Source organism: Bacillus sp. BS1807G30, from assembly GCF_040047675.1.
Taxonomy (GTDB): Bacteria; Bacillota; Bacilli; order Bacillales; family Bacillaceae; genus Bacillus; species Bacillus altitudinis.
This window is the reverse complement of record NZ_CP157353.1, coordinates 3,007,789-3,030,203: the sequence shown is the minus strand read 5'-3', so window position 1 is coordinate 3,030,203 and position 22,415 is coordinate 3,007,789. Positions and strand designations below refer to the sequence as shown.

Genomic DNA, 22,415 nt, shown 5'->3' with positions numbered 1-22,415 from the left:
ATAAAGAGAGACTTGTCCAATGCGTAAGGAAACCAGAATAAAGGAGGATCTCCTGACGAGCATGAATAAGAAATCAGTAAAAGACATTGACGTAAAAGGTAAAGTTGTGTTCTGCCGCGTAGATTTTAACGTTCCAATGAAGGACGGAAAAGTGACGGATGATACTCGTATTCGCGCAGCATTACCAACGATTGAGTATTTAACAGGACAAGGCGCAAAGGTACTACTAGCTAGTCATTTGGGTCGTCCGAAAGGTCAAGTTACTGAAGAACTGCGTCTGACACCTGTAGCAAAACGTCTGCAAGAGCTTCTTGGACAAGAAGTGAAAAAAGCAGATGAAGCTTACGGCGACAACGTGAAAAAGCAAATCTCTGACTTAAAAGAAGGAGATGTGCTAGTGCTTGAAAACGTTCGTTTCTATCCTGGTGAAGAAAAGAACGATCCTGAATTATCAAAAGCGTTTGCTGATTTAGCCGATGTGTATGTCAATGATGCGTTCGGTGCTGCACACCGTGCACATGCATCCACAGCTGGTATTGCAGCGTATCTTCCGGCTGTTTCAGGCTTCCTCATGCAAAAAGAGCTTGAGGTTCTAGGAAAAGCCATTTCAAACCCTGATCGCCCATTTACAGCGATTATCGGTGGCGCAAAAGTAAAGGATAAAATCGGTGTAATTGAAAGTCTTCTTGATAAAGTGGACAACCTGATCATCGGCGGCGGACTTGCTTATACATTTGTCAAAGCACTTGGCCACGAAGTAGGAAAGTCTCTATTAGAAGAAGACAAAGTAGATTTAGCGAAATCCTTTATGGACCGTGCAAAAGAAAAAGGCGTGAACTTCCTGATTCCAACAGATGTTCTGGTAGCCGACGACTTTTCAAATGATGCGAATACAAGCATTGTGCCAATCTCTGAAATTCCAAGTGATCTAGAAGCACTTGATATTGGAACAGAGACAAGAGAGAAGTATGCTGATGTCATTAAAAACAGCAAACTTGTTGTCTGGAACGGACCAATGGGTGTATTTGAAATCGATGCATTCGCTAAAGGAACAAAAGCAATCGCAGAAGCACTGGCAGAAGCGAAAGATACATATTCTGTCATTGGCGGTGGAGATTCAGCAGCAGCTGTTGAGAAATTTGGTCTTGCCGATCAGATGAGCCATATTTCTACAGGTGGCGGCGCTTCACTTGAATTTATGGAAGGCAAAGAACTTCCAGGTGTGACTGCATTAAACGATAAATAAGACCAAAACTGCTATAAGGAAGTGTCAATCATGAGAAAACCAATTATAGCTGGGAACTGGAAGATGAACAAAACACTTGGCGAAGCTGTAAGCTTCGTTGAAGAAGTCAAGTCATCTATTCCATCTCCTGACAAAGTGGAATCTATTGTCTGTGCACCAGCCCTTTTCCTTGAAAAGCTGAACAGCCTTTCTAGCGGAACAGACCTTAAAATTGGTGCGCAAAACATGCACTTTGAAGAAAACGGTGCATTCACTGGCGAAATCAGCCCTGCTGCGCTTAAAGATCTTGGCATCGGCTACTCAGTGATCGGTCATTCAGAGCGCCGTGAATTCTTCGCTGAAACAGATGAAACAGTGAACAAAAAAGCACATGCTGCATTCAAGCATGGCATCGTTCCAATCATCTGTGTAGGTGAAACGCTTGAAGAGCGTGAAGCAGGCAAAACAAATGAACTTGTCGCTGATCAAGTGAAGAAAGCACTAGCTGGTTTAACGAAGCAGCAAGTTGCTGAATCTGTCATTGCCTATGAGCCAATCTGGGCGATCGGTACAGGTAAATCTTCTACAGCGAAAGATGCAAACGATGTTTGTGCGCACATTCGCCAAACTGTTGCAAGCGAATTTGGTCAAGAAGCGGCAGACAGCCTTCGCATTCAATATGGCGGAAGCGTGAAACCTGCGAATATTAAAGAATATATGGCAGAATCCGATATTGACGGTGCTTTGGTAGGCGGCGCAAGCTTAGAACCTCAGTCTTTCGTTCAATTATTGGAGGAAGGTCAATATGAGTAAGAAACCAGCTGCATTAATCATCTTAGATGGATTCGGTTTAAGAGGCGAAACAGTCGGTAACGCTGTTGCCCAAGCAAAGAAACCGAACTTCGACCGCTACTGGAACGAATTCCCGCATCAAACCTTAACGGCTTCAGGTGAGGCAGTGGGCCTCCCAGAAGGTCAAATGGGGAACTCTGAAGTTGGGCATTTGAACATCGGTGCAGGACGCATCGTGTACCAAAGCTTAACAAGAGTGAATGTTGCCATTCGCGATGGGGAATTTGAGAAAAACGAAACGTTCCTAGATGCAATGACTTATGCAAAAGAAAATGACAAGGCCCTTCATCTATTCGGTCTCTTGTCAGACGGCGGTGTGCATAGCCACATCCAGCATCTTTTTGCCTTGCTGAAACTAGCGAAAAAAGAAGGCTTAACAAAAGTATACATTCACGGCTTCTTAGACGGACGCGATGTTGGTCAGAAAACAGCGAAAGTGTACTTAAAACAGCTTGAAGAACAAATCAAAGAAATCGGTGTCGGAGAAGTCGCAACACTTTCTGGACGCTATTACTCAATGGACCGTGACAAGCGCTGGGATCGTGTGGAGAAAGCATATCGCGCGATGGCGTATGGTGAAGGCCCAAGTTATCAAAACATCTATGATGTCGTTGATGACTCCTATGAAAATGGAATCTACGATGAGTTCGTTATTCCATCTGTCATTACGAGAGAAAATGGTGAGCCGGTTGCAAAAGTAAACGACGGCGACTCTGTGATTTTCTATAACTTCCGTCCAGACCGTGCAATTCAAATTTCAAACACATTCACAAATGAAGATTTTCGCTCGTTTGACCGCGGGGAAGCACATCCGAAGGATTTACACTTCGTCTGCTTCACACACTTCAGTGAAACGGTAGATGGCTATGTGGCTTTCAAACCAGTGAATTTGGATAACACAGTAGGAGAAGTACTTTCTCAAAATGGATTGAAGCAGCTGCGGATTGCTGAAACAGAGAAATATCCTCACGTGACGTTCTTTATGAGCGGTGGACGTGAAGAAGAATTTCCTGGAGAAGACCGCATCTTAATCAATTCACCAGATGTCGCAACCTATGACCTCAAGCCAGAAATGAGCGCTTATGAGGTAAAGGATGCACTTGTTGCAGACATCAATGCTGATAAGCATGATGCGATCATTCTGAACTTTGCTAACCCAGATATGGTGGGGCATTCAGGTATGCTTGAGCCAACAATCAAAGCCATTGAAGCAGTAGATGAGTGCTTAGGAGCTGTAGTCGACGCAATCCTAGCAAAAGGCGGACATGCCATCATCACGGCAGACCACGGTAACGCAGACGTGCTCATTACTGAAGAAGGAAAGCCGCATACTGCACATACAACGAATCCTGTGCCAGTCATCGTAACGAAAAAAGGTGCGACGCTTAGAGAAGGCGGCATTTTAGCTGATCTATCTCCAACGCTTTTAGACTTACTTGGACTTGAAAAACCAAAAGAGATGACAGGAACATCATTGATTCAAAAATAACAAATTGATTCAAAAGGAGAGAAATAACGATGCCATACATTGTTGACGTATATGCACGCGAAGTATTAGACTCTCGCGGTAACCCAACAGTTGAAGTAGAAGTTTACACAGAATCTGGCGGCTTTGGCCGTGCACTAGTACCAAGTGGTGCTTCTACTGGTGAATATGAAGCAGTAGAACTACGTGACGGAGACAAAGACCGTTACCTTGGAAAAGGTGTTCTAACAGCTGTAAACAACGTAAATGAAATCATTGCACCAGAGCTTTTAGGCTTTGATGTCACTGAACAAGTAGCGATTGACAAAATGTTAATCGAGCTTGACGGAACTGAAAACAAAGGGAAATTAGGCGCAAACGCAATCCTTGGCGTATCTATTGCTGTAGCGCGTGCGGCTGCTGATTTCTTACAAATTCCACTTTACCAATACCTTGGTGGATTCAACTCCAAAACGCTTCCAGTACCGATGATGAACATCGTCAACGGTGGAGAGCATGCGGATAACAACGTAGACATTCAAGAATTCATGATTATGCCTGTAGGTGCACCGAACTTCCGTGAAGCACTTCGCATGGGCGCTCAAATCTTCCATAGCCTGAAATCTGTATTAAGCGCAAAAGGCTTAAACACAGCTGTAGGTGACGAAGGTGGATTCGCTCCAAACCTTGGTTCTAACGAAGAAGCACTTCAAACAATCGTAGAAGCGATTGAAAAAGCTGGTTTCAAACCAGGTGAAGAAGTGAAACTTGCGATGGATGCTGCATCTTCTGAGTTCTATAACAAAGAAGACGGTAAATATCATTTATCAGGTGAAGGTGTTGTGAAAACATCTGCTGAAATGGTTGACTGGTATGAAGATATGGTAACTAAATACCCAATCATCTCAATCGAAGACGGCCTTGATGAAAACGACTGGGAAGGTCACAAACTATTAACTGAGCGTCTTGGCAGCAAGGTTCAGCTAGTAGGAGACGACTTGTTCGTAACAAATACGAAGAAGCTTTCTGAAGGAATCAAAAACGGCGTTGGTAACTCAATCCTCATCAAAGTAAACCAAATCGGTACATTAACTGAAACATTTGATGCAATCGAAATGGCGAAACGTGCAGGCTATACAGCTGTTATCTCTCACCGTTCTGGTGAAACAGAAGACAGCACAATTGCAGACATTGCAGTTGCAACAAACGCTGGACAAATCAAAACAGGTGCTCCGTCTCGTACGGACCGTGTGGCGAAATACAACCAATTACTTCGCATCGAAGATCAATTGGCTGAAACAGCTCAATACCACGGCATTGCTACATTCTACAACTTGAATAAGTAATGTAAAGTAACGCGCTGCGTGCGCTCTTTTGAAAAGAGCGTATCGCAGCGCTTTTTTTATGTTGAAATAAAGACGCAAAGCTGGCTCAAGCGAATAGGCTCTGCTTCCTTTGTCATATCCTATTTTTGTAAAAAATCATCCTTCAGTCAGAGGCGAAACGATGAGCTTGACGATTTATAAGCAATAAATCATGAAAACTCTTCTAAAAATATGATCTGAATTGAACTTATGCTATTTACATGGGGGTGGTATCATTTTACATATATTGGGGGGTGATGAGATGCTGAATCCTTTTAGCCTTCGTTTTCCAGTAGGCGTGTACATGTATGTCCTTCACCTACTGGCGGCATATGATGAAAGGAAGCAACGAATTCTAACTTCTAAGAACGTACAGAAAAATGCATTTTGGATTTATGTCCTTGCCGCTATCTTAGGCATTGTGACAGCTGCAGCTTTGATTTGGGCATGCAAAACATTTGGAAAAGGCTCGAAATTTTTAGGAGAGTTCAAGTTTTTAGGCCTGTATATTAAAATCAAATGCGGCTTCTAACAAATGGTGAGAACAGATGCGAGGTCATCTGTTCTATCTGAAATAAATGGAGGGACATGATGCTGACATTACACTTAACAGAAAAAACGTATAGCCGCACCTTTTCTCTCCGCGATATTCAGTTAAATGTAGAGAAAGGACGTATGCTTCTGCTTTTGGGGCATAATGGGGCAGGAAAAACCACGATGATTCAGTCTATGTTTGGCCTGACACCATTTACGGGTGTTGTCTCTTTAGATGGTAAACAGCTGAATTTTCAATCCTCAGCACATATCTCCTTTTTGAAAGAACATGTTTCCTATATTCCTGATGATCATGCTTTGTTTGATTATTTAACGCCGAGAGAATATTTTCATTTACTCCAGCTTCCAGACAAACGAAATGGACCTCGAGAAGAGGCCTTCGTCGATCTGTTTGAGCTGAGACCTTATATGGATCAGCCAATTGCCCAGCTGTCTCATGGCAATCAAAAGAAAACCCAAATCATTTCACAGCTCCTTAGGTCTTGTGATTATTATGTATTCGACGAGCCTACAAATGGACTTGATCCAGATATGATGATCATCTTAAAAAAGGTGCTCATGAAGCTGAGAGATCAAGGCGCAGGCATTCTCATTTCTACCCATCATTTGGGCTTTGGTGAGACATTGTATGATCACCTCATGATCTTAAGAAACGGTGATATCAAGCTGGATATGTCACGTCAAGAAACAAACAAAACATTCCCTCATCAAGCACTTGAGGATATTTATAAAGAAGTGAATCAAGATTACTATATGCAGGTGGAGAGGTTGCTCAATGACTTGGACACGACACGTTCTTCATAAAATAGAATGGGGCATGCTCACAACGAAAATCAAGCAGCTCGGCAAAAAATATCCTTTGCAGCTTCTCGCCGCAGCCGTTTTTTTATTGCTGATCTACGCCATATACGTTGTCATGAGCCTGCGTTTTTTTATGCAAGTAGGGGAGAGCGAACCAGTTGCTTTATACCTTCAATTTGTGAAAATGACCCTGCTGCTTTTGGGAGCAGGTATTGTCTTTTCCCGTCATAAAATGAAGCGTCAAGAGTATCAGTTCTTCTTTTTGAATAGTGCGATGCAAAGTGTCTCATTTGTCCTTTGTGTGTATTTCTTTCCAGTGCTGTTTTGTTTCATCATGATTGGTCTGCTTTTTTTACCCATCCTATTAGGACTGATCATTAGCGGCGTTACACTATCTTTGTATTGGATCATTGTGGTAGGGATCACTTGCTGTGGATTGGCGCTGTATACGCTTGCTTCTTGGATGCTGATACGAATTGGTGTGAGCCATTTTATATCAAAAACAAAAGAGCATTTACTGCTGCAAACGATTGGATTTGTGACGCTCGGTGCTTTTGTGTTTCTTCTTTTTCAAAAAGCGGTTGAGATGATTCACGTATGGTCGTCTATCTATCTTGTATTTCTGATGATCTTCCTATGTGCAGGGTGGTTTTGGCTGAAGGGCTTGGCGGCTTGTTATGTCAATCGGATGTTTTTGCAGCTAAAGGTAGAGGTGAAGTCGTTTTCTTACCAAAAAATCAGATCGGATTCTTCATTTTTCACACATCTGCGGCAGGAGCTTGTTTATTTTAGCCGATCAGCTGTGTTTAAAGAACAAGGTATTTTGTTCCTGTTTCTTGTCTGTTTCACGATAGGTCTCCCATTCATCTTTACTCCGGCAGAGACTGGCTGGCTGTTTACTTTTATTGTGCAGTTTGCCTTAAAGGAGATCCTTATTATGCTACCGCTCATGATTGGCAGGGAATATCATCTCCATCAGCGAGCCATTTTTATGTTAAATACATCAAAGGGTGCCTATTTATTATCAAGAATTTTATTTTATTACACAATGAATGTATTGATTTATTTTGTCTATATCGGGCTTGCTTATTTCATGATTGGGGTTGAAAGTGAAGGGCACGGTTTGGCGAGTTTGTCCATTTTATTGATCACTGTCATGGCGGCATGTGTCGGGTTTGTCGTGAAGATTAGTGATTTTAATAAACTGTTTGTGATCGTGATGATGATTGCTGTGTTTAGTATGTTGGATATGCTTTTAGTCCAGTGGCTTTCTGCAAATACCCAGCTGCTCTCAACTGCCTATATGGCTTGTTCAGCCGCATTCTTCATCTTCATATATGCTGCCATGCTAAAGAGGCCGATTGTGCGATGATGACGCTTTTATTTTGCTTAATAGCCGTTGTGCTCATTCATGAACTCGGACATATCCTGATGGTGATGGTGTGCAACAAAATCGAAAAAAAACCCATCTTTGATTATGTGGTGATGATCGATTGGAAGCACGTGTCGATTGTCCATGAGAAATTTTCACGGCCGGGTTTTAATATGATGGTCGCACTTGCAGGTCCTGTGTTTCCAGTGATCTGCTCGGGTGTGCTTTTCTTCATGTGGGGGCATCCAGTGACGCATCCATTGCTGCTTTTTTCTTTATTAAATACAGTGATGCTGCATCCAGCTTGCCCAGACGGGAAAAATATCATCGCCAGTTTAAAAGAGATGAAAGGAGAGAACTAAATGGTTAAAGTATTTCATTCGTTTTCTAGCGGTTTAACGCTTGCGATGCTTTATGTGTTTGCTGTGTTTATGACGCCAGTATTTTTAATGCTGCTAGAGGTTCATCATGTTGAATCAAGTCCAACTCTATTTGGTATGCCATTTTATATCATGAAAATTGAACAGTATCAATTCAGCTCAGAGGCAACGCTCTTTGGGTGCGTGGTCTGTTTTTTAGCGGGCGCCGCTCTCTACTTCTTGATTCAATATGTGATTCATGCAGTGAAAAAGAGCAGAACATAAAAAAAGCAGGCTGAATGAAGTCAGTCTGCTTGAAGAACGAGTGACAACCGCACCATATCCATACACTGAATACCGTTCTCATAAATCGGTTCATCATAGTGCTTCAGAAAGAAATCGTGATCGATAGACGCCATGCGAAAACCGCATTTTTGATAAAGGGCGAGCTGCTGAATACTAGAGTTGCCTGTGCCAATTTCAATTGTATGAAAGCCAGCTGCCTTGGCTTCTGAAATAGCATGGCGGATCAGCTGCTTCCCAATTCCTCTACCTTGCCATGACTCCTTCACGGCGACATTCATGATTTCCACTGTCTGCTGAGACAGTGGCGTCAGAACATACACACCAATCATGTCCTGTTTATGAAAAGCAACATAACAAGAACCAGATTGTACATAGGCAAGGACTTTTTCAGTTGAAGGGTCAGCTAATAGTAAAAGATCCATAGGGACAGATTGATCATGAGACAATGGCCGAATCTGTATCAAATTATTTCATCCTCTCTATTCTTTGATATACCCTTGTTTAACACCCCAATCATATTGATCCTGCACCCATTGAGAAGGAGGATGATGGGTGACATTTGGGTCTTTTTTGACAGTTGTTTTCCTAGTCGTTTGTGCTGCCTGCTTATTCGCTTGAGCCGTTGCTTTCGCTGATGCCAGTTCTTTTTGAAGCTGGCCTATTTTCAATTCAAGCGCTTTACGCTGTTTGATTTCTTTTTGATGCGCCTTCTTTTCTTTCTTCAGCTTGTTTGTGACGGTGGACAATTCCTTTTTTTGACCATCGATTTCATCTTTCATATCCGTGCCTTCTGACTTTAACTGTGCCAGCTGCTTATCGTTCGTTCTGGTTTCTTGCTGGTGTTTTTTCTCTGCCGCGGTGAGCGACTGCTGCTGCCACACAATCCAGCCAGTTGCACCTAGGATGATCACAGACAAGACAATGATCGTGATGCTGTTTTTTTTCATGTTCTATTCCCCTTTCGTTAAACCTCTATTATCATCGGTTAAAACAAACCAGGTTTTAACAGAACAAGGGAATATTCGCATCAGATTGGCAGACACTATGAAAAAAGGAGGGTGTCTGTTGATTTCCTTTATGATTCATGTCATTGTGTCACTATTTGCTGTCTCAAATCCCATTGGAAACGTGCCTCTTTTCATCACTTTAACAGAAGGCTATTCTGAGAAAGAACGTTCCCAGACGGCCAAAAAAGCGATTGTTGTGTCTTTTATGATTTTGATTGCCTTTCTTTTGGCAGGCAGGCTCATTTTCAAATTGTTTGGCATTGATATCCATGCACTCCGTATCGCCGGAGGTATTTTTATTTTTGGTATCGCTTACAATTTGCTAAATGCAAAAGAATCACATGTTCAAAACCCTCATTCGGATGAAAAGGCAGAAAGCAAAGAGAAGGCCGATGTTTCAGTGACCCCGCTCGCCATTCCGATCATTGCCGGACCTGGTACAATTGCGACCGTCATGAGCTTAACGCCAGGAAGCCACCAAGTAACGCTTCATCTGCTTGCGATTCTTATTGGCATTGTAGTCGTACTTGCCATGACCTATTATGCATTTCATTATTCGAGTTTCATTATGCGAAAAATGGGGAAAACAGAGATGAATGTCGTGACACGATTAATGGGATTGATTCTAGCTGTTGTGGCAGTAGAGATGATTGGCGCAGGGATCAAAGGGATGTTCCCAATGCTGATGTCATAAGTGTATATAAAAAAGCTGTTTTTTTCTACAAAATTGTAAAATAAAACAGCTTTTTTTAAGGTTTTGGCACATGTTGAAATACTTCTTCACTTTCAAAGAACTCAATTAAACGGCTAATCCAGTCATAATAATCGAGACTTTCCTTGATTTCTGAAAGAAGAAGATTGATTTTATCTACTGTTTCTTCTGGCAGGTCATCTTGTTCAAGCAGCTCCAGCAATTCCTTGCATGTCTTCTTATGTGCCTTGCGATTTTTGCTGACAACACGTGACCAATTGGCTGCAAACAATGAAATAAAGGTTTGATATTGATCTTGCTCAACGTCATATAAATCTTTGCGTATTCCTTTTTCATAAACCTTTTCAGCAATATTCAGATCAAGCATTTCTCGAACGACTTGACTCATTCTTGTTTTGCTCATGCCGGTCGCCTCTGAGAGCTCACCGAGCGTCATTGGTTTACGGTTCATATGAATGATACCAAGCACTCTACCCACTGTGGCAGAAAGACCAAAGGCATTCATGTTCTCGGCAGCTTTTTCAATATAATGATCCTGTGCTTTTTGAATGGCGCCTAACGCTTGCTTGTCCATTCCCCGCTTCATCCCTTCACGACTGACAATTTGTAACACAATATATCATATACTTGTTTGTTGATGAAAACAATAAATATTGAGTATTTGCTCGTAAGTTGGAGGAAAAAGGAGGGATCGGTACATATCAGGCTGTTAACTGAAAATTTTAAATAAATCTTATGCAATACAAACACATTGTAAACTTTTTATTTTATAAAGTTTGCACTATAATAAATAAGGTGTAAATTTTCTGAAAATATATATCCGACTAATTGGAGGTGTCTCATTTGCTGAAACTAGAGAATGTATCTAAGACGTATAAAGGCGGAAAAAAAGCTGTCAAAAATATTGATTTAGAAATAGCAAAAGGAGAATTTATTTGTTTTATTGGACCGAGTGGCTGTGGAAAAACGACAACCATGAAGATGATTAACCGACTGATTGAACCTTCCTCAGGAAACATATTGATCGAGGGAGAAAACATTATGAAAAAAGATCCAGTCCAATTAAGAAGAGAAATTGGTTATGTGATTCAGCAAATTGGACTTTTCCCTCATATGACCATCGCACAAAACATTTCCCTTGTGCCGAAGCTGTTGAAGTGGCCGGAAGAAAAACGAAAAGAACGAGCGCGTGAATTGCTCAAACTCGTCGACATGGGGCCGGAATACTTAGAGCGTTACCCGCATGAACTCAGTGGAGGACAGCAGCAGCGTATCGGCGTTCTTCGCGCACTCGCAGCAGAACCCCCTTTAATCCTGATGGATGAACCATTTGGAGCACTTGACCCGATCACAAGAGATTCATTGCAGGAAGAATTTAAGAAACTGCAAAAAACGTTAAATAAAACAATCGTATTCGTCACACATGACATGGATGAAGCGATTAAACTTGCAGACCGCATTGTCATTTTAAAAGATGGAGAGATTGTCCAAGTGGGCACGCCAGATGATATTTTACGTAACCCTGTGAACGAATTCGTAGAAGAATTCATCGGGAAAGAACGTCTGCTTCAGTCAAATCCGAATATGGAACGTGTGGAACAAATGATGAACACATCTCCAGTCACAATTACCGTCGAAAAAACATTGACAGATGCCATCTTTATTATGAGAGAAAAGCGGGTTGATTCCCTGCTTGTCGTTGATGAAAATCATGTGCTGAAAGGCTATATCGACATTGAAACCATCGATGCAAACCGCAGAAAAGCAGCCTTCGTAGGCGATATTTTAAATACAGAATTTTATACAGTACAAGAAGGTGCACTTCTTAGAGATACTGTCCGAAAGATCTTAATACGCGGCATTAAATATGTACCGGTTGTCGATGCAAAAGGGCACTTAAAAGGCATCGTCACACGTGCAAGTCTTGTAGATGTCGTATATGACTCTATTTGGGGAGAAGATACCCCGGAGGCTGTCACTGAAATGAACTAAGGGAGGTGTACACATGGATCAAATCATCGATTTTCTTGAGAAAAATGGTGGGGAACTCCTCACAAAAATGTGGGAGCATTTATACATTTCTTTAATTGCCGTTGTGTTAGGCATTATCGTGGCCGTTCCTTTAGGCGTCATTCTTACACGAATGAAAAGAGGCGCCGGTTTTGTCATCGGCGTCGTGAATATCTTTCAAACACTCCCTAGTTTAGCGATTCTTGCATTTTTTATTCCTATTTTGGGAGTTGGAAAAATACCTGCGATCGTTGCGCTATTTTTCTATTCCGTTTTGCCTATTTTAAGAAATACGTATGCCGGTGTTCAAGGTGTGAACAAAAACTTGCTTGAATCTGGTAAAGGGATTGGCATGACGACATGGGAACAAATTCGTCTTGTTGAACTGCCGCTTGCTGTTCCGGTCATTATGGCAGGGGTCAGAACCTCAACGATTTATTTAATTGGGTGGACAACACTTGCTGCTTTTATCGGTGGAGGCGGTCTTGGTGACTACATTTTAATTGGGCTTCAGCTTTACCAGCCGGAATACATTATTGCGGGTGCGATCCCTGTCACTATTTTAGCAGTCATCATTGACCTTACATTGATGAAGCTTGAGAAAAAAGTAACACCAGAAGGCTTAAAAGGATTGAAGGAAGTTTCATAAGGAGTTGGCTCATGTGAAGAATCGAAAAACAAAATGGATCAGTGCACTGTTTGCCGGATGCTTGCTATTCATAAGTGGCTGTTCACTTCCTGGACTAGCCGGCTCCTCAGGGGGCACGCTGCGAATCGGTGCACAAAACTTTACAGAATCAGAAATTATGGCCTATATGGTGGGAGACATCATTGAGCATTACACAGATAAAAAGACAACCATTGTGAAGAATTTAGGCTCAAATACGGTGCAGCAAAAAGCAATGGAAAACGGTGATGTCGACATTTCGGCAACACGATATACAGGCACGGATTTAACAAGTACGCTAGGAATGGATGCAGAAAAAGATCCAAAGCGTGCAATGGAAATCGTCCAGAAAGAATTCAAAAAACGCTATGATTACAAATGGTTTGATTCCTATGGGTTTGATAATACGTATGCCTTTGCTGTGACGCAGAAGATGGCGAAGGAAAACAACCTAGAAACAGTCTCTGATTTAAAAAAGAATGCCAAAAATTATCGCTTCGGTGTGGATAATATTTGGCTGAAAAAGAAAGGTGACGGTTACGAAGGGTTTGTGAAAACATACGGAATTGAATTTGGAAGCACTTTTCCGATGCAGATCGGTCTAGTCTATGACGCATTGAAAAATGAAAAAATGGATATTGTGCTTGCCTATTCAACAGATGGCCGGATCAAAGCGTATAATCTCAAAATCTTAAAAGATGATAAACGATTCTTCCCACCATACGATGCATCACCAGTTGTCCCTGAGAAGGTATTAAAAGATAATCCAGGACTGGATAAGGTGATCAATAGGTTGATTGGAAAAATCGATACCGAACAAATGCAAGAGCTCAATTATCAAGTCGATGGAGAACTAAAAGAACCAGCGACTGTTGCGAGAGATTTTCTAAAGAAACACAATTACTTTGAGTAAGATTGGGAGGTGTCAGAGCTGATGGACACACTGCAGCAATTATGGGCGTATTATCAACAGAACGGTTCATATGTGTTAGAAGAATTTTACCGGCATTTCCTCATGTCAGCGTATGGGGTATTGTTTGCGGCAATTGTCGGAATACCAGTCGGCATCTTTGTGGCGCATTACCGCAAACTGAGCAATTGGGTGTTCGCAATAACCAATGTCATTCAAACCATTCCAGCGTTAGCGATGCTTTCTGTGTTGATGCTTGTATTAGGACTTGGCGCAAATACAGTCATCTTATCACTCTTTTTGTATTCGCTTCTGCCGATTATCCGTAACACGTACACAGGTATTGTCAGCATTGAGCATGCCTATTTAGAATCGGGGAAAGCGATGGGCATGACGAAATGGCAAGTGCTGAGAATGGTTGAATTACCGCTTGCTTTATCTGTCATTATGGCTGGTTTAAGAACCGCACTTGTGATCGCAATCGGTATTACAGCGATTGGGACATTTGTTGGTGCAGGAGGACTTGGTGATATCATCATCAGAGGATCAAACGCGACAAACGGAACAGCCATTATTTTAGCAGGTGCTATTCCAACTGCGCTCATGGCCATTATTGCCGACCTTGTCATGGGCTGGCTTGAACGCTATTTAAGCCCAACCAACAAGAAAAAAGAAAGCAAGGCGTTAGCTGAAAAAAACATGACGTCCGCATAAATGCTTGAAAAGACAAAACCTCCTCTACATCTGTAGGGGAGGTTTTTTTATCATGATTAGGCGGCTCACATCAGGAAAAATTTATGATTCAAGTGTGATCCATTCAGAGGACCACTTCGCAATTTCCTCAAAAACGGGTGCAAGTGAACGCCCCATATCAGTTAATGAATACTCAATACGCACGGGTGTTTCAGCAAAAACCTCCCGTTTTACAATGCCTGCTGCTTCCAGCTCTTTTAATCTCTCAGATAAAACCCTTCCGCTTAAATTGGTCAGAGCTGCTTCGATTTCACTAAAGCGCTGTGAACCTGAGAGAAGCTGAAAAACAATCAGTGCCACCCAGCGTTTACTTAATAACTCAACTGCTTTTTCAAACCGCGGGCACATATCAGATTGATTCATCTTTCTTCACTCCAATCTGAACCCATTATACCGTAATTCTGTCAAAAATCGGCGCAAAAAGCTTGTCAATGATCAAAACATTTTACGATGACGAACGGCTGTTTAGTAGAAATAACAAATAGCGGTTTAAATCCTCTATTTCATGTTTAGAAAGGGTGGACCATATGTCCCCATTAAATATTTCAAGATCATCAAGTTCATATTGCTCAGCTGCTTCTCTTATTTGGGTAAAAGCCGTTTCTTCTTCCTTTATGACATGGGCAGAAGATGCTTCTTCAATATACCCTGCAGCCTGCATCATGTCCTCATAAGGTACTTTTAATGCACCTGCTAGTTTTTTAATTGTAGGAGGTTTCGGAATGCCGCGCTTCCCGTTTTCAATCCGAGAAATACCAGCAGCGCTGACCTCTGAATACATCGCTAATTGGTTCACCGATAGTTTCCTTTTCTCACGTAATGCTCTTAAATATGCACCGAAGTTCATCAACTCAAAACCTCACATGGTTAAAGATTAGTTATCTCTAGTGTACCTGATTTGTTGACTATTGGCAATAAGTGCACCATGAAAATATTGACATTAGTTAATGGTGGATGTATCTTATGTTTATGCCCCGCTATTTGTTCGCCTTTTTTTGGTTAATGAGCGTGAGAAAGTATTGATTCAGCTGGCTGATGTCTTGTGCGGTGAGTGTTTCCCATTGGTCTCCATCGAAAATAGGGAGATGTTCTACATCCTTTTGAAGCGCCGTTTGATAGATTTTTAATATGGACTCATATTTCGGTTTCATTTCATGCACTTTTTCCTGTTCAATATAACCGGCAAGCAGCATTAAATCCTCATAAGGCACCTTCAAAGCGCGTGCTAATTTTTTTATGGTTAAAGGCTTTGGCACACCCCGCTTTCCATTCTCAATCCGAGAAATACCGGCAGCGCTTACGCCTGAATACATGGCGAGTTGATTGACAGACATCTTTCTATTCTCTCTTAAAATGCGTAATTGTTCACCAAAGTGATTCATGTCATCGAACCTCACATTTCAGTATATGACTTATTTTAGTATGATCATTGACCAAAGGAAATAGAAAGGGCGTAAAAGTGTTGACATAAGTTAATGAATCCAGGAGATATGAGAGTCCTACATGTTGTACATATTGATCCTAGAGGGAGGTTGTAATGATGGTCGAAAAGATTCAGATCAGGCGGGCTTTTGTGATGCAGTATATGATCGAAAACGATATGTCTTTAAATCAGCTCGCAGATGAAATTGGCATCTCTCCTGCCACACTCAGCAGGGTATTGAATGGTCACCGGAAGCCAGGGCAGCTTGTCATTGGCAAAATGATTCATTACTTTGATAAAAAATTTGAAGATTTATTTTACTATGAAGATGTTGACAAAAGTCAATGAATGGAATCATCGTATGATCATAAAGGAGGCGGCTTCATTGAAAAGAACTGGAATGGTAAGACACATTGATTCGCTTGGCAGAATTGTTCTGCCTTCAGAAATGCGGAAGGTACTCAATATAAAAGAAGAGCAGCTGTTAGAAATTTTCATCGAAGATCAAACCATTATGCTGAAAAAATATGATGCAGATAAGAGCTGCTTATTAACTGGCCAAATAACGAAATACAACAAAAGCTATGGAAATGGTAACGTCGTGCTGAGTCCTGAGGGAGCTGAGCGGCTGTTAGTAGAATTAAAACAGCTATTGAAAGAAGAAGCAACTCGCTAAAAACGCTTTTTAACCTCAAAAATTGCATATAAAAAATGCTGCATACAATCCATTGGAGCGAAATTGAATCAAAATGACAAATAAAGTCGACAATATATAGGAAATCTTTATTTTGATGTTTCGTGACATGCACCTTGTTTTCATGTAAAATAAAGTTATGTGTACCAGTTTGTCTGGAGGTGTTTTCATGCACGCATTTGTTATCACATTACTCGTAATTGTCAGTATCGCACTTATCATCGTTGTATTATTACAATCAAGTAAAAGTGCAGGACTGTCAGGCGCTATTTCAGGTGGAGCCGAGCAGCTTTTCGGTAAGCAAAAAGCGAGAGGTCTTGACTTGATTCTTCACCGATTAACTGTCATTTTGTCAGTGCTTTTCTTCATCTTAACACTTGCATTGGCATATTTAGGCGTGTAGGCGCGAGTAACAGAAGGTCTGATCTTTTTTCAGACCTTTTTTTATTATCAGCACTCTTTTGTGTTTGTTTCATACATACAAGTGGAAAATATAAACCATATCAGAAGGAAAGGAAGTCACATCATGAAAGTTGTTACACCAAAACCATTTACGTTTAAAGGTGGAGAAAAGGCGGTGCTTCTTCTTCACGGTTTTACTGGGAATACAGCCGATGTTCGCATGCTTGGGCGTTATTTGAATGAAAGAGGCTATACATGCCATGCACCTCAATACAAAGGACACGGTGTACCGCCAGAGGAGCTTGTTCATACAGGTCCTACAGATTGGTGGAAAGATGTAGAAGAAGGCTATCAATTTTTAAAAGACGAAGGCTATGAGGAAATTGCGGTCTGCGGACTATCCCTCGGAGGAGTTTTTTCATTGAAATTAGGTTACACTGTACCTGTAAAGGGAATTGTACCTATGTGTGCACCTATGTACATAAAAAGTGAAGAAGTCATGTATCAGGGTGTACTAGATTATGCCCGTAACTATAAAAAATTCGAGGGTAAGTCTGAGGATCAAATTGAGCAAGAGATGGAAGAGTTCAAGAAAACACCAATGGGCACGCTCAAAGGCCTGCAAGAACTCATTGCAGATGTGAGAAACAATGTTGACATGATTTATTCACCTACTTTTGTTGTTCAGGCACGTCATGATCATATGATTAATACAGACAGTGCAAACATTATTTATAACGAAGTAGAGACAGATGAAAAACATTTAAAGTGGTATGAAGAATCGGGCCATGTTATCACGCTTGATAAAGAGCGAGAGAAGGTTCATCAGGATGTATATGCATTCTTAGAATCACTCGATTGGTCAATTTAAATATATAGGGGGTTAGAGTGTGCAAAAAGAAGAATTTATGGATGAATTACTTGCGTTTATGCAAGAAGAGGCGTACAAACCATTAACGGTACAGGAATTAGAAGTCATGATGGAAATTACCAATCCAGATGATTATAAAGAGCTCGTCAAAGCACTTGTGATATTAGAGGATCAGGGGCTTATCGTCCGTACCCGCAGCGACCGCTATGGTGTACCGGAAAAAATGAACTTGGTAAAAGGGAAGCTGTCTGCGCATGCAAAAGGATTTGCATTTGTGACACCAGAAGAGTTTGGACAGGATGATATTTTCATTCCGCCAAATGAGCTAGGCACAGCAATGAATGGCGACACCGTCATGGTTCGTGTCAGCCACAAATCAAATGGCACCAAAAAAGAAGGAACGGTCATCCGTATACTAGAGCGTAATACTCAGACGGTTGTCGGTACCTATACAGAAACGAAAAGTTTTGGTTTTGTCATTCCTGATGATAAAAAAATCACAAACGATATCTTCATTCCAAAATCCGCTAAAAACGGAGCGGTTGAAGGTCATAAAGTCGTTGTCACGCTGACAAGCTATCCAGAAGGAAGAATGAGCGCAGAGGGTGAAGTGACGGAAATCCTTGGTCACAAAAATGACCCTGGCATCGATATTTTATCGATTATTCATAAACACGGTCTACCAGGTGAGTTTCCGGAAGAAGCGCTCCAGCAGGCAGCAGACACACCTGAAACGATCGATGAAAAGGACTTAGAGGGCAGACGTGATCTGCGCAATGAAACGATCGTGACGATTGACGGTGCAGATGCAAAGGACTTGGACGATGCGGTTACTGTGCAAAAGTTGGATGATGGTAAATACAAACTGGGTGTGCATATTGCGGATGTCTCTCATTATGTAACGGAAAACTCTCCGATTGATCAGGAAGCCTATGAGCGTGGAACGAGTGTGTATCTTGTCGACCGCGTCATTCCAATGATTCCTCATCGCCTGTCAAATGGCATTTGTTCATTGAATCCGAAGGTTGATCGTCTCACACTCTCTTGTGAAATGATCATTGATCGAAGCGGGAAGGTTGTCAAACACGAAATTTTCCAAAGTGTGATCAAGACGACGGAAAGAATGACCTATTCCGATGTGAATAAGATTTTAGTTGACCAAGATGAAGAGCTTTTAGACAAATACGAGCCGTTAGTACCAATGTTCCAAGAGATGGAGAAGCTTGCAGAAATTCTGCGTGACAAGCGAATGGAGCGTGGAGCAGTCGACTTTGACTTCAAGGAAGCAAAAGTGCTTGTAGATGATGAAGGCGCAGCGAAAGACGTAGTTATTCGTGAGCGTTCTGTTGCCGAAAAATTAATTGAAGAATTCATGCTGGTGGCAAACGAAACAGTTGCCGAGCATTTCCACTGGATGAATGTTCCGTTCATTTACCGAATTCACGAAGAACCAAATCCTGAGAAGCTTCAGCGCTTTTTAGAGTTCGTGACGACGTTTGGTTACATTGTGAAAGGGACGTCAACGAACATTCACCCGCGCGCACTTCAAAGTGTCCTCGATGCTGTCAGAGATCAACCAGAAGAAGTCGTCATTCAAACTGTGATGCTTCGCTCTATGAAACAGGCGAAGTATGATCCAGAAAGCATTGGCCATTTTGGATTATCAACGGAATTCTATACACACTTCACATCACCGATCCGCCGTTACCCGGATTTAATCGTGCATAGGCTGATCAGAACCTATTTAATAGAGAAAAAGACAGACGAAGCGACCCTTGAAAAATGGGGTCAATTGTTGCCAGAAATCGCAGATCATGCATCTACAATGGAGCGCCGCTCTGTTGATGCTGAGCGCGAAACAGATGACCTGAAAAAGGCAGAGTTTATGCTTGATAAAATCGGTGAAGAGTTTGATGGTATGATTAGTTCCGTCACGAATTTCGGACTATTCGTTGAACTGCCGAATACGATAGAAGGTCTTGTCCATGTGAGCTACATGACAGACGATTACTATCGTTTTGATGAACAGCACTTTGCCATGATCGGTGAGCGGACAGGGAATGTATATCGCATCGGTGACGAAATTACTGTCAAAGTGGTGAGTGTGAATAAAGATGAGCATTCCATTGATTTTGAAATCGTCGGGATGAAAGGCACTCGCCGTAAATCACCAAAGGACTTCAAGTTCAAAAAACGGACAGATCCACCAGCAAAAAAAGGACGCGGAGGTCAAAAGGCCTCTGGAGAAAAAGGCAAAGAGGATAAAGGCGGCGACTGGTTTACAGGTCGTAAAAAGAAGAAAAAGAAAAAACGTGTATTTGATAACGCACCGAAACAAAAGCGCAAAAAGAAAAAGTAACGTGACAAAAAGCAAATAGGGCATCACGCTCTATTTGCTTTTTGACCACGTGGCATCAGCATTGTCGAAAGCTGGATTGTTTGATAAAATAATCCGTACGATTTGGACCGTGTCTGTGCCAAAAGGAGGGTGTACGCCAATGCCAAAGGGAGAGGGAAAGGTTGTTTCCCAAAACAAAAAAGCCAATCATGATTATTTTATAGAAGAAACATACGAAGCCGGCCTTGTATTACAAGGAACTGAAATCAAATCCATTCGAGCAGGAAAAGTGAATTTAAAAGATTCCTTTGCCAAAATTGAACGAGGAGAAGTGTTTCTTCACAATATGCACGTGAGCCCATACGAGCAGGGGAACCGTTATAACCATGATCCGCTCAGAACGAGAAAGCTGCTGCTCCACCGCAAACAAATCAGTAAATTGATTGGTGCGACAAAGGAAGAAGGCTACTCACTTGTTCCCATTAAACTCTATTTGAAAAATGGTTTTGCCAAAGTGCTAATTGGAGTCGGTAAAGGGAAGAAGAAATACGATAAACGTGAAGATCTGAAGAAAAAAGATGCGAAACGTGAAATCGAGCGTGCTTTCCGTGACCGGCAAAAGCAATTTTAGCCTGATGCAGATGGCTTGCTGAGAGCGGAAGCATTATGCTACAATATGTTATGCAGTAAACAATCACCGCTTTTTTTACAGAAAACACCAGTTGTTTCAAGCGATGAGATTGTTATAATAGTCATATACGGAAGCAGTTAAGCGAAAGAACGTTTCCATCCCGTATATCCCTTTTACAAGGGGACGTTACGGATTCGACAGGGATGGTTCGAGCTTAGGCTGCGAGCCGAGAGGCGATCTCGTTAACACGCACCTAAATGTAACTGGCAAAACTAAAAGTTTTAACCAAAACTTAGCACTAGCTGCCTAATAAGCGCAGCGAGCTCTTCCTGACATCGCCTATGTGTCTGTGAGGAGCCCAATGAAGTAGGCTACGCTTACGTTTTCGTCTGAGGACGTAAGAAGAGATCCATCAGACTAGCTCTCCAAGCGCCCGTCAGCAGGCATGAGGATGAGTGAACACGTAAATATGTTGACTACGCTCGTAGACGCTTAAGTAATCGATGTCTCTGGACGTGGGTTCGACTCCCACCGTCTCCATATGATTTTAAAAAAGTGTCAAAACCCATGTTAGATAAGGGTTTTGACACTTTTTAAATACGTGAAATTTTATAGTTGCAATGAACTTTTGCTATATGTTGCTGTTACAAATATTATAGGAATTCATAATTTAGTTTCAGTTGTTTATATATAAGTGAACTTCGTTCAAGAATAGCTTGATTAACAAAAGTTAAAAATTCACTCAGATTATTTTCATCTTTGGTACTAACTGTTCCTTTAAAGTGATTGCGCCAAAATTCTTTTGGTTCACTGGTTAAATCTTTTGGGTTTTCTAAAAAACTCTGCAAAAAATTCTTCTCCACAAAATTAGGCCAAGTTTTAAAACTTAAAATCCATTTAGCAGATTCAATAATATACTTTTTATACTTGAAAGTGTTATTGTTCATTGTGTTTTCTAAAAAAATCTCAATAGAATCATTACTATTCATAAAATCATTTAAAATGACTTTCATATGGTTCAAAGTTAGATCCCAATAATCATAGGTAGATTTATAACGTTTGCTATTAAAAGGAGAAAACCAATTTTTATTATTTTTGATGGCGTATACAGGTATAAAATTACCTACTGTGTGTGTTAATTTTGCATAATCTTTAAATATAGGATTGGATAAATCATATGTCTCCTTATAAAAGGCTTTGTAAGGAGTTACAAATGAATTCATTGTTTCTCCATTTGCCTCAACAAAATCTGTTTGTTTAGTATTCCAGAATTCAAATTGATTTCCCCATAAGCGTTTGTATATTTCGAGGGTCAAAGGTAATCTATCACAATCAGATTGGGAACCATAAATATTACCTTTATATAGAATGATATTTGCAATAGGGTTTTTTTCATCATATATTAAATTTCTTAAATCAAAAACCTCTCTTTTGAAATCATAATTTATAAATTCTTCTTCTGAAAGTTCCATTAATTCATCAAAAGTCATTCGTAAGTTCTCCTTTATGTCCACTCTTTATTTATTAGAAGATTATCTAACTTCATTTTTTAACCTCTTTATTATACTTTAATATACTTCATGTAATTCATTTCACACTTAAAATTCAAAAATTAAGAAGCGATTCGGCAATGTAACTTCTTTCTAAACTTTCAGAAGCCGTCGTATTTAGTGTCTGGAAGATAGATGCTTAAGTTGT

The 22,415-nt window shown here is 41.0% G+C and carries 27 protein-coding genes and 1 other RNA gene; 21 read left to right on the top strand and 7 right to left on the bottom strand.

Annotated features, from left to right (window positions below):
* Positions 1 to 61 precede the first annotated feature (61 nt).
* The 9 genes from ABG082_RS15735 to ABG082_RS15695 all read left to right on the top strand — a co-directional run bounded on the left by ABG082_RS15735 (position 62) and on the right by ABG082_RS15695 (position 8,278).
* A complete protein-coding gene (locus ABG082_RS15735; RefSeq protein WP_017359212.1) occupies positions 62 to 1,246 on the top strand; it encodes a phosphoglycerate kinase in 1,185 nt (394 codons plus the stop codon).
* 30 nt (positions 1,247 to 1,276) lie between these two features.
* Positions 1,277 to 2,038 (top strand): triose-phosphate isomerase, encoded by a 762-nt coding sequence (gene tpiA / locus ABG082_RS15730; protein WP_348936245.1) that lies wholly within the window; start codon positions 1,277 to 1,279, stop codon positions 2,036 to 2,038.
* Complete coding sequence (gpmI, locus tag ABG082_RS15725) at positions 2,031 to 3,566, top strand: 2,3-bisphosphoglycerate-independent phosphoglycerate mutase (RefSeq protein ID WP_017359214.1); 1,536 nt, start codon at positions 2,031 to 2,033, stop codon at positions 3,564 to 3,566. Before tpiA ends, gpmI begins: the two co-directional genes overlap by 8 nt.
* Before the next feature lie 29 nt (positions 3,567 to 3,595).
* Entirely contained in the window at positions 3,596 to 4,888 is a 1,293-nt protein-coding gene (gene eno / locus ABG082_RS15720) for a phosphopyruvate hydratase (RefSeq protein ID WP_348936244.1), read from the top strand.
* Positions 4,889 to 5,168: 280 nt separating this feature from the next.
* Entirely contained in the window at positions 5,169 to 5,438 is a 270-nt protein-coding gene (locus tag ABG082_RS15715) for a hypothetical protein (protein ID WP_008347702.1), read from the top strand.
* A 59-nt stretch (positions 5,439 to 5,497) separates the two neighbouring features.
* A complete protein-coding gene (locus tag ABG082_RS15710; protein WP_017359215.1) occupies positions 5,498 to 6,265 on the top strand; it encodes an ABC transporter ATP-binding protein in 768 nt (255 codons plus the stop codon).
* Positions 6,237 to 7,634, top strand: coding sequence for a hypothetical protein (locus tag ABG082_RS15705; protein WP_348936243.1), 1,398 nt, complete (start codon positions 6,237 to 6,239; stop codon positions 7,632 to 7,634). The genes ABG082_RS15710 and ABG082_RS15705 overlap by 29 nt, the downstream gene beginning before the upstream one ends.
* Positions 7,631 to 7,996 (top strand): hypothetical protein, encoded by a 366-nt coding sequence (locus ABG082_RS15700; RefSeq protein ID WP_348936242.1) that lies wholly within the window; start codon positions 7,631 to 7,633, stop codon positions 7,994 to 7,996. The genes ABG082_RS15705 and ABG082_RS15700 overlap by 4 nt, the downstream gene beginning before the upstream one ends.
* On the top strand, positions 7,997 to 8,278 hold the full coding sequence (locus ABG082_RS15695; protein WP_008347692.1) for a hypothetical protein: 282 nt from the start codon (positions 7,997 to 7,999) through the stop codon (positions 8,276 to 8,278).
* Between the two features lie 20 nt (positions 8,279 to 8,298).
* Here ABG082_RS15695 and ABG082_RS15690 read toward each other — a convergent pair whose 3' ends face one another.
* Complete coding sequence (locus tag ABG082_RS15690; protein ID WP_017359218.1) at positions 8,299 to 8,763, bottom strand: GNAT family N-acetyltransferase; 465 nt, start codon at positions 8,761 to 8,763, stop codon at positions 8,299 to 8,301.
* 15 nt (positions 8,764 to 8,778) lie between these two features.
* On the bottom strand, positions 8,779 to 9,246 hold the full coding sequence (locus ABG082_RS15685; protein WP_348936241.1) for a hypothetical protein: 468 nt from the start codon (positions 9,244 to 9,246) through the stop codon (positions 8,779 to 8,781).
* Between the two features lie 118 nt (positions 9,247 to 9,364).
* Between ABG082_RS15685 and ABG082_RS15680 the strand changes: the two genes are divergently transcribed.
* Positions 9,365 to 10,000, top strand: coding sequence for an NAAT family transporter (locus ABG082_RS15680; RefSeq protein ID WP_024719834.1), 636 nt, complete (start codon positions 9,365 to 9,367; stop codon positions 9,998 to 10,000).
* A 55-nt stretch (positions 10,001 to 10,055) separates the two neighbouring features.
* Here the strand turns inward: ABG082_RS15680 and ABG082_RS15675 are convergent, their stop codons facing one another.
* On the bottom strand, positions 10,056 to 10,592 hold the full coding sequence (locus ABG082_RS15675; RefSeq protein WP_017359221.1) for a GbsR/MarR family transcriptional regulator: 537 nt from the start codon (positions 10,590 to 10,592) through the stop codon (positions 10,056 to 10,058).
* Between the two features lie 269 nt (positions 10,593 to 10,861).
* Here ABG082_RS15675 and ABG082_RS15670 point away from each other — a divergent pair, with 269 nt between their 5' ends.
* The 4 genes from ABG082_RS15670 to ABG082_RS15655 are packed head-to-tail and all read left to right on the top strand — an operon-like array spanning position 10,862 to position 14,319.
* Entirely contained in the window at positions 10,862 to 12,010 is a 1,149-nt protein-coding gene (locus tag ABG082_RS15670; RefSeq protein WP_017359222.1) for a betaine/proline/choline family ABC transporter ATP-binding protein, read from the top strand.
* Between the two features lie 13 nt (positions 12,011 to 12,023).
* Positions 12,024 to 12,677: an ABC transporter permease gene (locus ABG082_RS15665; protein ID WP_008347681.1), complete on the top strand. Its 654-nt coding sequence runs from the start codon at positions 12,024 to 12,026 to the stop codon at positions 12,675 to 12,677.
* 13 nt (positions 12,678 to 12,690) lie between these two features.
* Positions 12,691 to 13,608, top strand: a complete 918-nt coding sequence (locus ABG082_RS15660; RefSeq protein WP_348936240.1) for an osmoprotectant ABC transporter substrate-binding protein — start codon at positions 12,691 to 12,693, stop codon at positions 13,606 to 13,608.
* Positions 13,609 to 13,629: 21 nt separating this feature from the next.
* Positions 13,630 to 14,319, top strand: coding sequence for an ABC transporter permease (locus tag ABG082_RS15655; protein WP_008347676.1), 690 nt, complete (start codon positions 13,630 to 13,632; stop codon positions 14,317 to 14,319).
* 81 nt (positions 14,320 to 14,400) lie between these two features.
* On the opposite strand, the gene ABG082_RS15650 is transcribed toward ABG082_RS15655, so the two are convergent.
* The 3 genes from ABG082_RS15650 to ABG082_RS15640 all read right to left on the bottom strand — a co-directional run bounded on the left by ABG082_RS15650 (position 14,401) and on the right by ABG082_RS15640 (position 15,740).
* On the bottom strand, positions 14,401 to 14,721 hold the full coding sequence (locus ABG082_RS15650) for a helix-turn-helix domain-containing protein (RefSeq protein ID WP_007500199.1): 321 nt from the start codon (positions 14,719 to 14,721) through the stop codon (positions 14,401 to 14,403).
* 82 nt (positions 14,722 to 14,803) lie between these two features.
* Positions 14,804 to 15,205: a transcriptional regulator gene (locus ABG082_RS15645; protein WP_061420173.1), complete on the bottom strand. Its 402-nt coding sequence runs from the start codon at positions 15,203 to 15,205 to the stop codon at positions 14,804 to 14,806.
* Positions 15,206 to 15,335: 130 nt separating this feature from the next.
* Complete coding sequence (locus ABG082_RS15640; protein WP_007500204.1) at positions 15,336 to 15,740, bottom strand: helix-turn-helix transcriptional regulator; 405 nt, start codon at positions 15,738 to 15,740, stop codon at positions 15,336 to 15,338.
* Positions 15,741 to 15,895: 155 nt separating this feature from the next.
* On the opposite strand from ABG082_RS15640, the gene ABG082_RS15635 reads away from it, so the two are divergent.
* The 7 genes from ABG082_RS15635 to ssrA all read left to right on the top strand — a co-directional run bounded on the left by ABG082_RS15635 (position 15,896) and on the right by ssrA (position 21,260).
* Positions 15,896 to 16,129 (top strand): helix-turn-helix transcriptional regulator, encoded by a 234-nt coding sequence (locus ABG082_RS15635; protein ID WP_008347669.1) that lies wholly within the window; start codon positions 15,896 to 15,898, stop codon positions 16,127 to 16,129.
* A 37-nt stretch (positions 16,130 to 16,166) separates the two neighbouring features.
* Positions 16,167 to 16,457, top strand: a complete 291-nt coding sequence (locus ABG082_RS15630) for an AbrB/MazE/SpoVT family DNA-binding domain-containing protein (protein ID WP_008347666.1) — start codon at positions 16,167 to 16,169, stop codon at positions 16,455 to 16,457.
* Positions 16,458 to 16,644: 187 nt separating this feature from the next.
* Entirely contained in the window at positions 16,645 to 16,878 is a 234-nt protein-coding gene (gene secG / locus ABG082_RS15625) for a preprotein translocase subunit SecG (protein ID WP_003212746.1), read from the top strand.
* Positions 16,879 to 17,001: 123 nt separating this feature from the next.
* Positions 17,002 to 17,748: a carboxylesterase gene (locus tag ABG082_RS15620; RefSeq protein ID WP_039963774.1), complete on the top strand. Its 747-nt coding sequence runs from the start codon at positions 17,002 to 17,004 to the stop codon at positions 17,746 to 17,748.
* Positions 17,749 to 17,767: 19 nt separating this feature from the next.
* Positions 17,768 to 20,107 carry a ribonuclease R gene (gene rnr / locus ABG082_RS15615; protein ID WP_008347660.1) on the top strand — a complete coding sequence of 780 codons (2,340 nt, stop codon included), beginning with the start codon at positions 17,768 to 17,770 and terminating at the stop codon, positions 20,105 to 20,107.
* A 139-nt stretch (positions 20,108 to 20,246) separates the two neighbouring features.
* Positions 20,247 to 20,717, top strand: a complete 471-nt coding sequence (smpB, locus tag ABG082_RS15610) for an SsrA-binding protein SmpB (RefSeq protein WP_008347658.1) — start codon at positions 20,247 to 20,249, stop codon at positions 20,715 to 20,717.
* A 179-nt stretch (positions 20,718 to 20,896) separates the two neighbouring features.
* Positions 20,897 to 21,260: a transfer-messenger RNA gene (ssrA, locus tag ABG082_RS15605) on the top strand.
* 110 nt (positions 21,261 to 21,370) lie between these two features.
* On the opposite strand, the gene ABG082_RS15600 is transcribed toward ssrA, so the two are convergent.
* A complete protein-coding gene (locus ABG082_RS15600; RefSeq protein WP_108610980.1) occupies positions 21,371 to 22,207 on the bottom strand; it encodes a hypothetical protein in 837 nt (278 codons plus the stop codon).
* Between the last annotated feature and the right edge of the window lie 208 nt (positions 22,208 to 22,415).

Bases quoted from the DNA above. Each gene is read 5' to 3' on its own strand.
- ABG082_RS15735 (WP_017359212.1), top strand. From the start codon at position 62: ATGAATAAGAAATCAGTAAAAGACATTGACGTAAAAGGTAAAGTTGTG.
- tpiA (WP_348936245.1), top strand. From the start codon at position 1,277: ATGAGAAAACCAATTATAGCTGGGAACTGGAAGATGAACAAAACACTT.
- gpmI (WP_017359214.1), top strand. From the start codon at position 2,031: ATGAGTAAGAAACCAGCTGCATTAATCATCTTAGATGGATTCGGTTTA.
- eno (WP_348936244.1), top strand. From the start codon at position 3,596: ATGCCATACATTGTTGACGTATATGCACGCGAAGTATTAGACTCTCGC.
- ABG082_RS15715 (WP_008347702.1), top strand. From the start codon at position 5,169: ATGCTGAATCCTTTTAGCCTTCGTTTTCCAGTAGGCGTGTACATGTAT.
- ABG082_RS15710 (WP_017359215.1), top strand. From the start codon at position 5,498: ATGCTGACATTACACTTAACAGAAAAAACGTATAGCCGCACCTTTTCT.
- ABG082_RS15705 (WP_348936243.1), top strand. From the start codon at position 6,237: ATGACTTGGACACGACACGTTCTTCATAAAATAGAATGGGGCATGCTC.
- ABG082_RS15700 (WP_348936242.1), top strand. From the start codon at position 7,631: ATGATGACGCTTTTATTTTGCTTAATAGCCGTTGTGCTCATTCATGAA.
- ABG082_RS15695 (WP_008347692.1), top strand. From the start codon at position 7,997: ATGGTTAAAGTATTTCATTCGTTTTCTAGCGGTTTAACGCTTGCGATG.
- ABG082_RS15685 (WP_348936241.1), bottom strand. From the start codon at position 9,246: ATGAAAAAAAACAGCATCACGATCATTGTCTTGTCTGTGATCATCCTA.
- ABG082_RS15675 (WP_017359221.1), bottom strand. From the start codon at position 10,592: ATGGACAAGCAAGCGTTAGGCGCCATTCAAAAAGCACAGGATCATTAT.
- ABG082_RS15665 (WP_008347681.1), top strand. From the start codon at position 12,024: ATGGATCAAATCATCGATTTTCTTGAGAAAAATGGTGGGGAACTCCTC.
- ABG082_RS15655 (WP_008347676.1), top strand. From the start codon at position 13,630: ATGGACACACTGCAGCAATTATGGGCGTATTATCAACAGAACGGTTCA.
- ABG082_RS15650 (WP_007500199.1), bottom strand. From the start codon at position 14,721: ATGAATCAATCTGATATGTGCCCGCGGTTTGAAAAAGCAGTTGAGTTA.
- ABG082_RS15645 (WP_061420173.1), bottom strand. From the start codon at position 15,205: ATGAACTTCGGTGCATATTTAAGAGCATTACGTGAGAAAAGGAAACTA.
- ABG082_RS15640 (WP_007500204.1), bottom strand. From the start codon at position 15,740: ATGAATCACTTTGGTGAACAATTACGCATTTTAAGAGAGAATAGAAAG.
- ABG082_RS15635 (WP_008347669.1), top strand. From the start codon at position 15,896: ATGATGGTCGAAAAGATTCAGATCAGGCGGGCTTTTGTGATGCAGTAT.
- secG (WP_003212746.1), top strand. From the start codon at position 16,645: ATGCACGCATTTGTTATCACATTACTCGTAATTGTCAGTATCGCACTT.
- ABG082_RS15620 (WP_039963774.1), top strand. From the start codon at position 17,002: ATGAAAGTTGTTACACCAAAACCATTTACGTTTAAAGGTGGAGAAAAG.
- smpB (WP_008347658.1), top strand. From the start codon at position 20,247: ATGCCAAAGGGAGAGGGAAAGGTTGTTTCCCAAAACAAAAAAGCCAAT.
- ABG082_RS15600 (WP_108610980.1), bottom strand. From the start codon at position 22,207: ATGACTTTTGATGAATTAATGGAACTTTCAGAAGAAGAATTTATAAAT.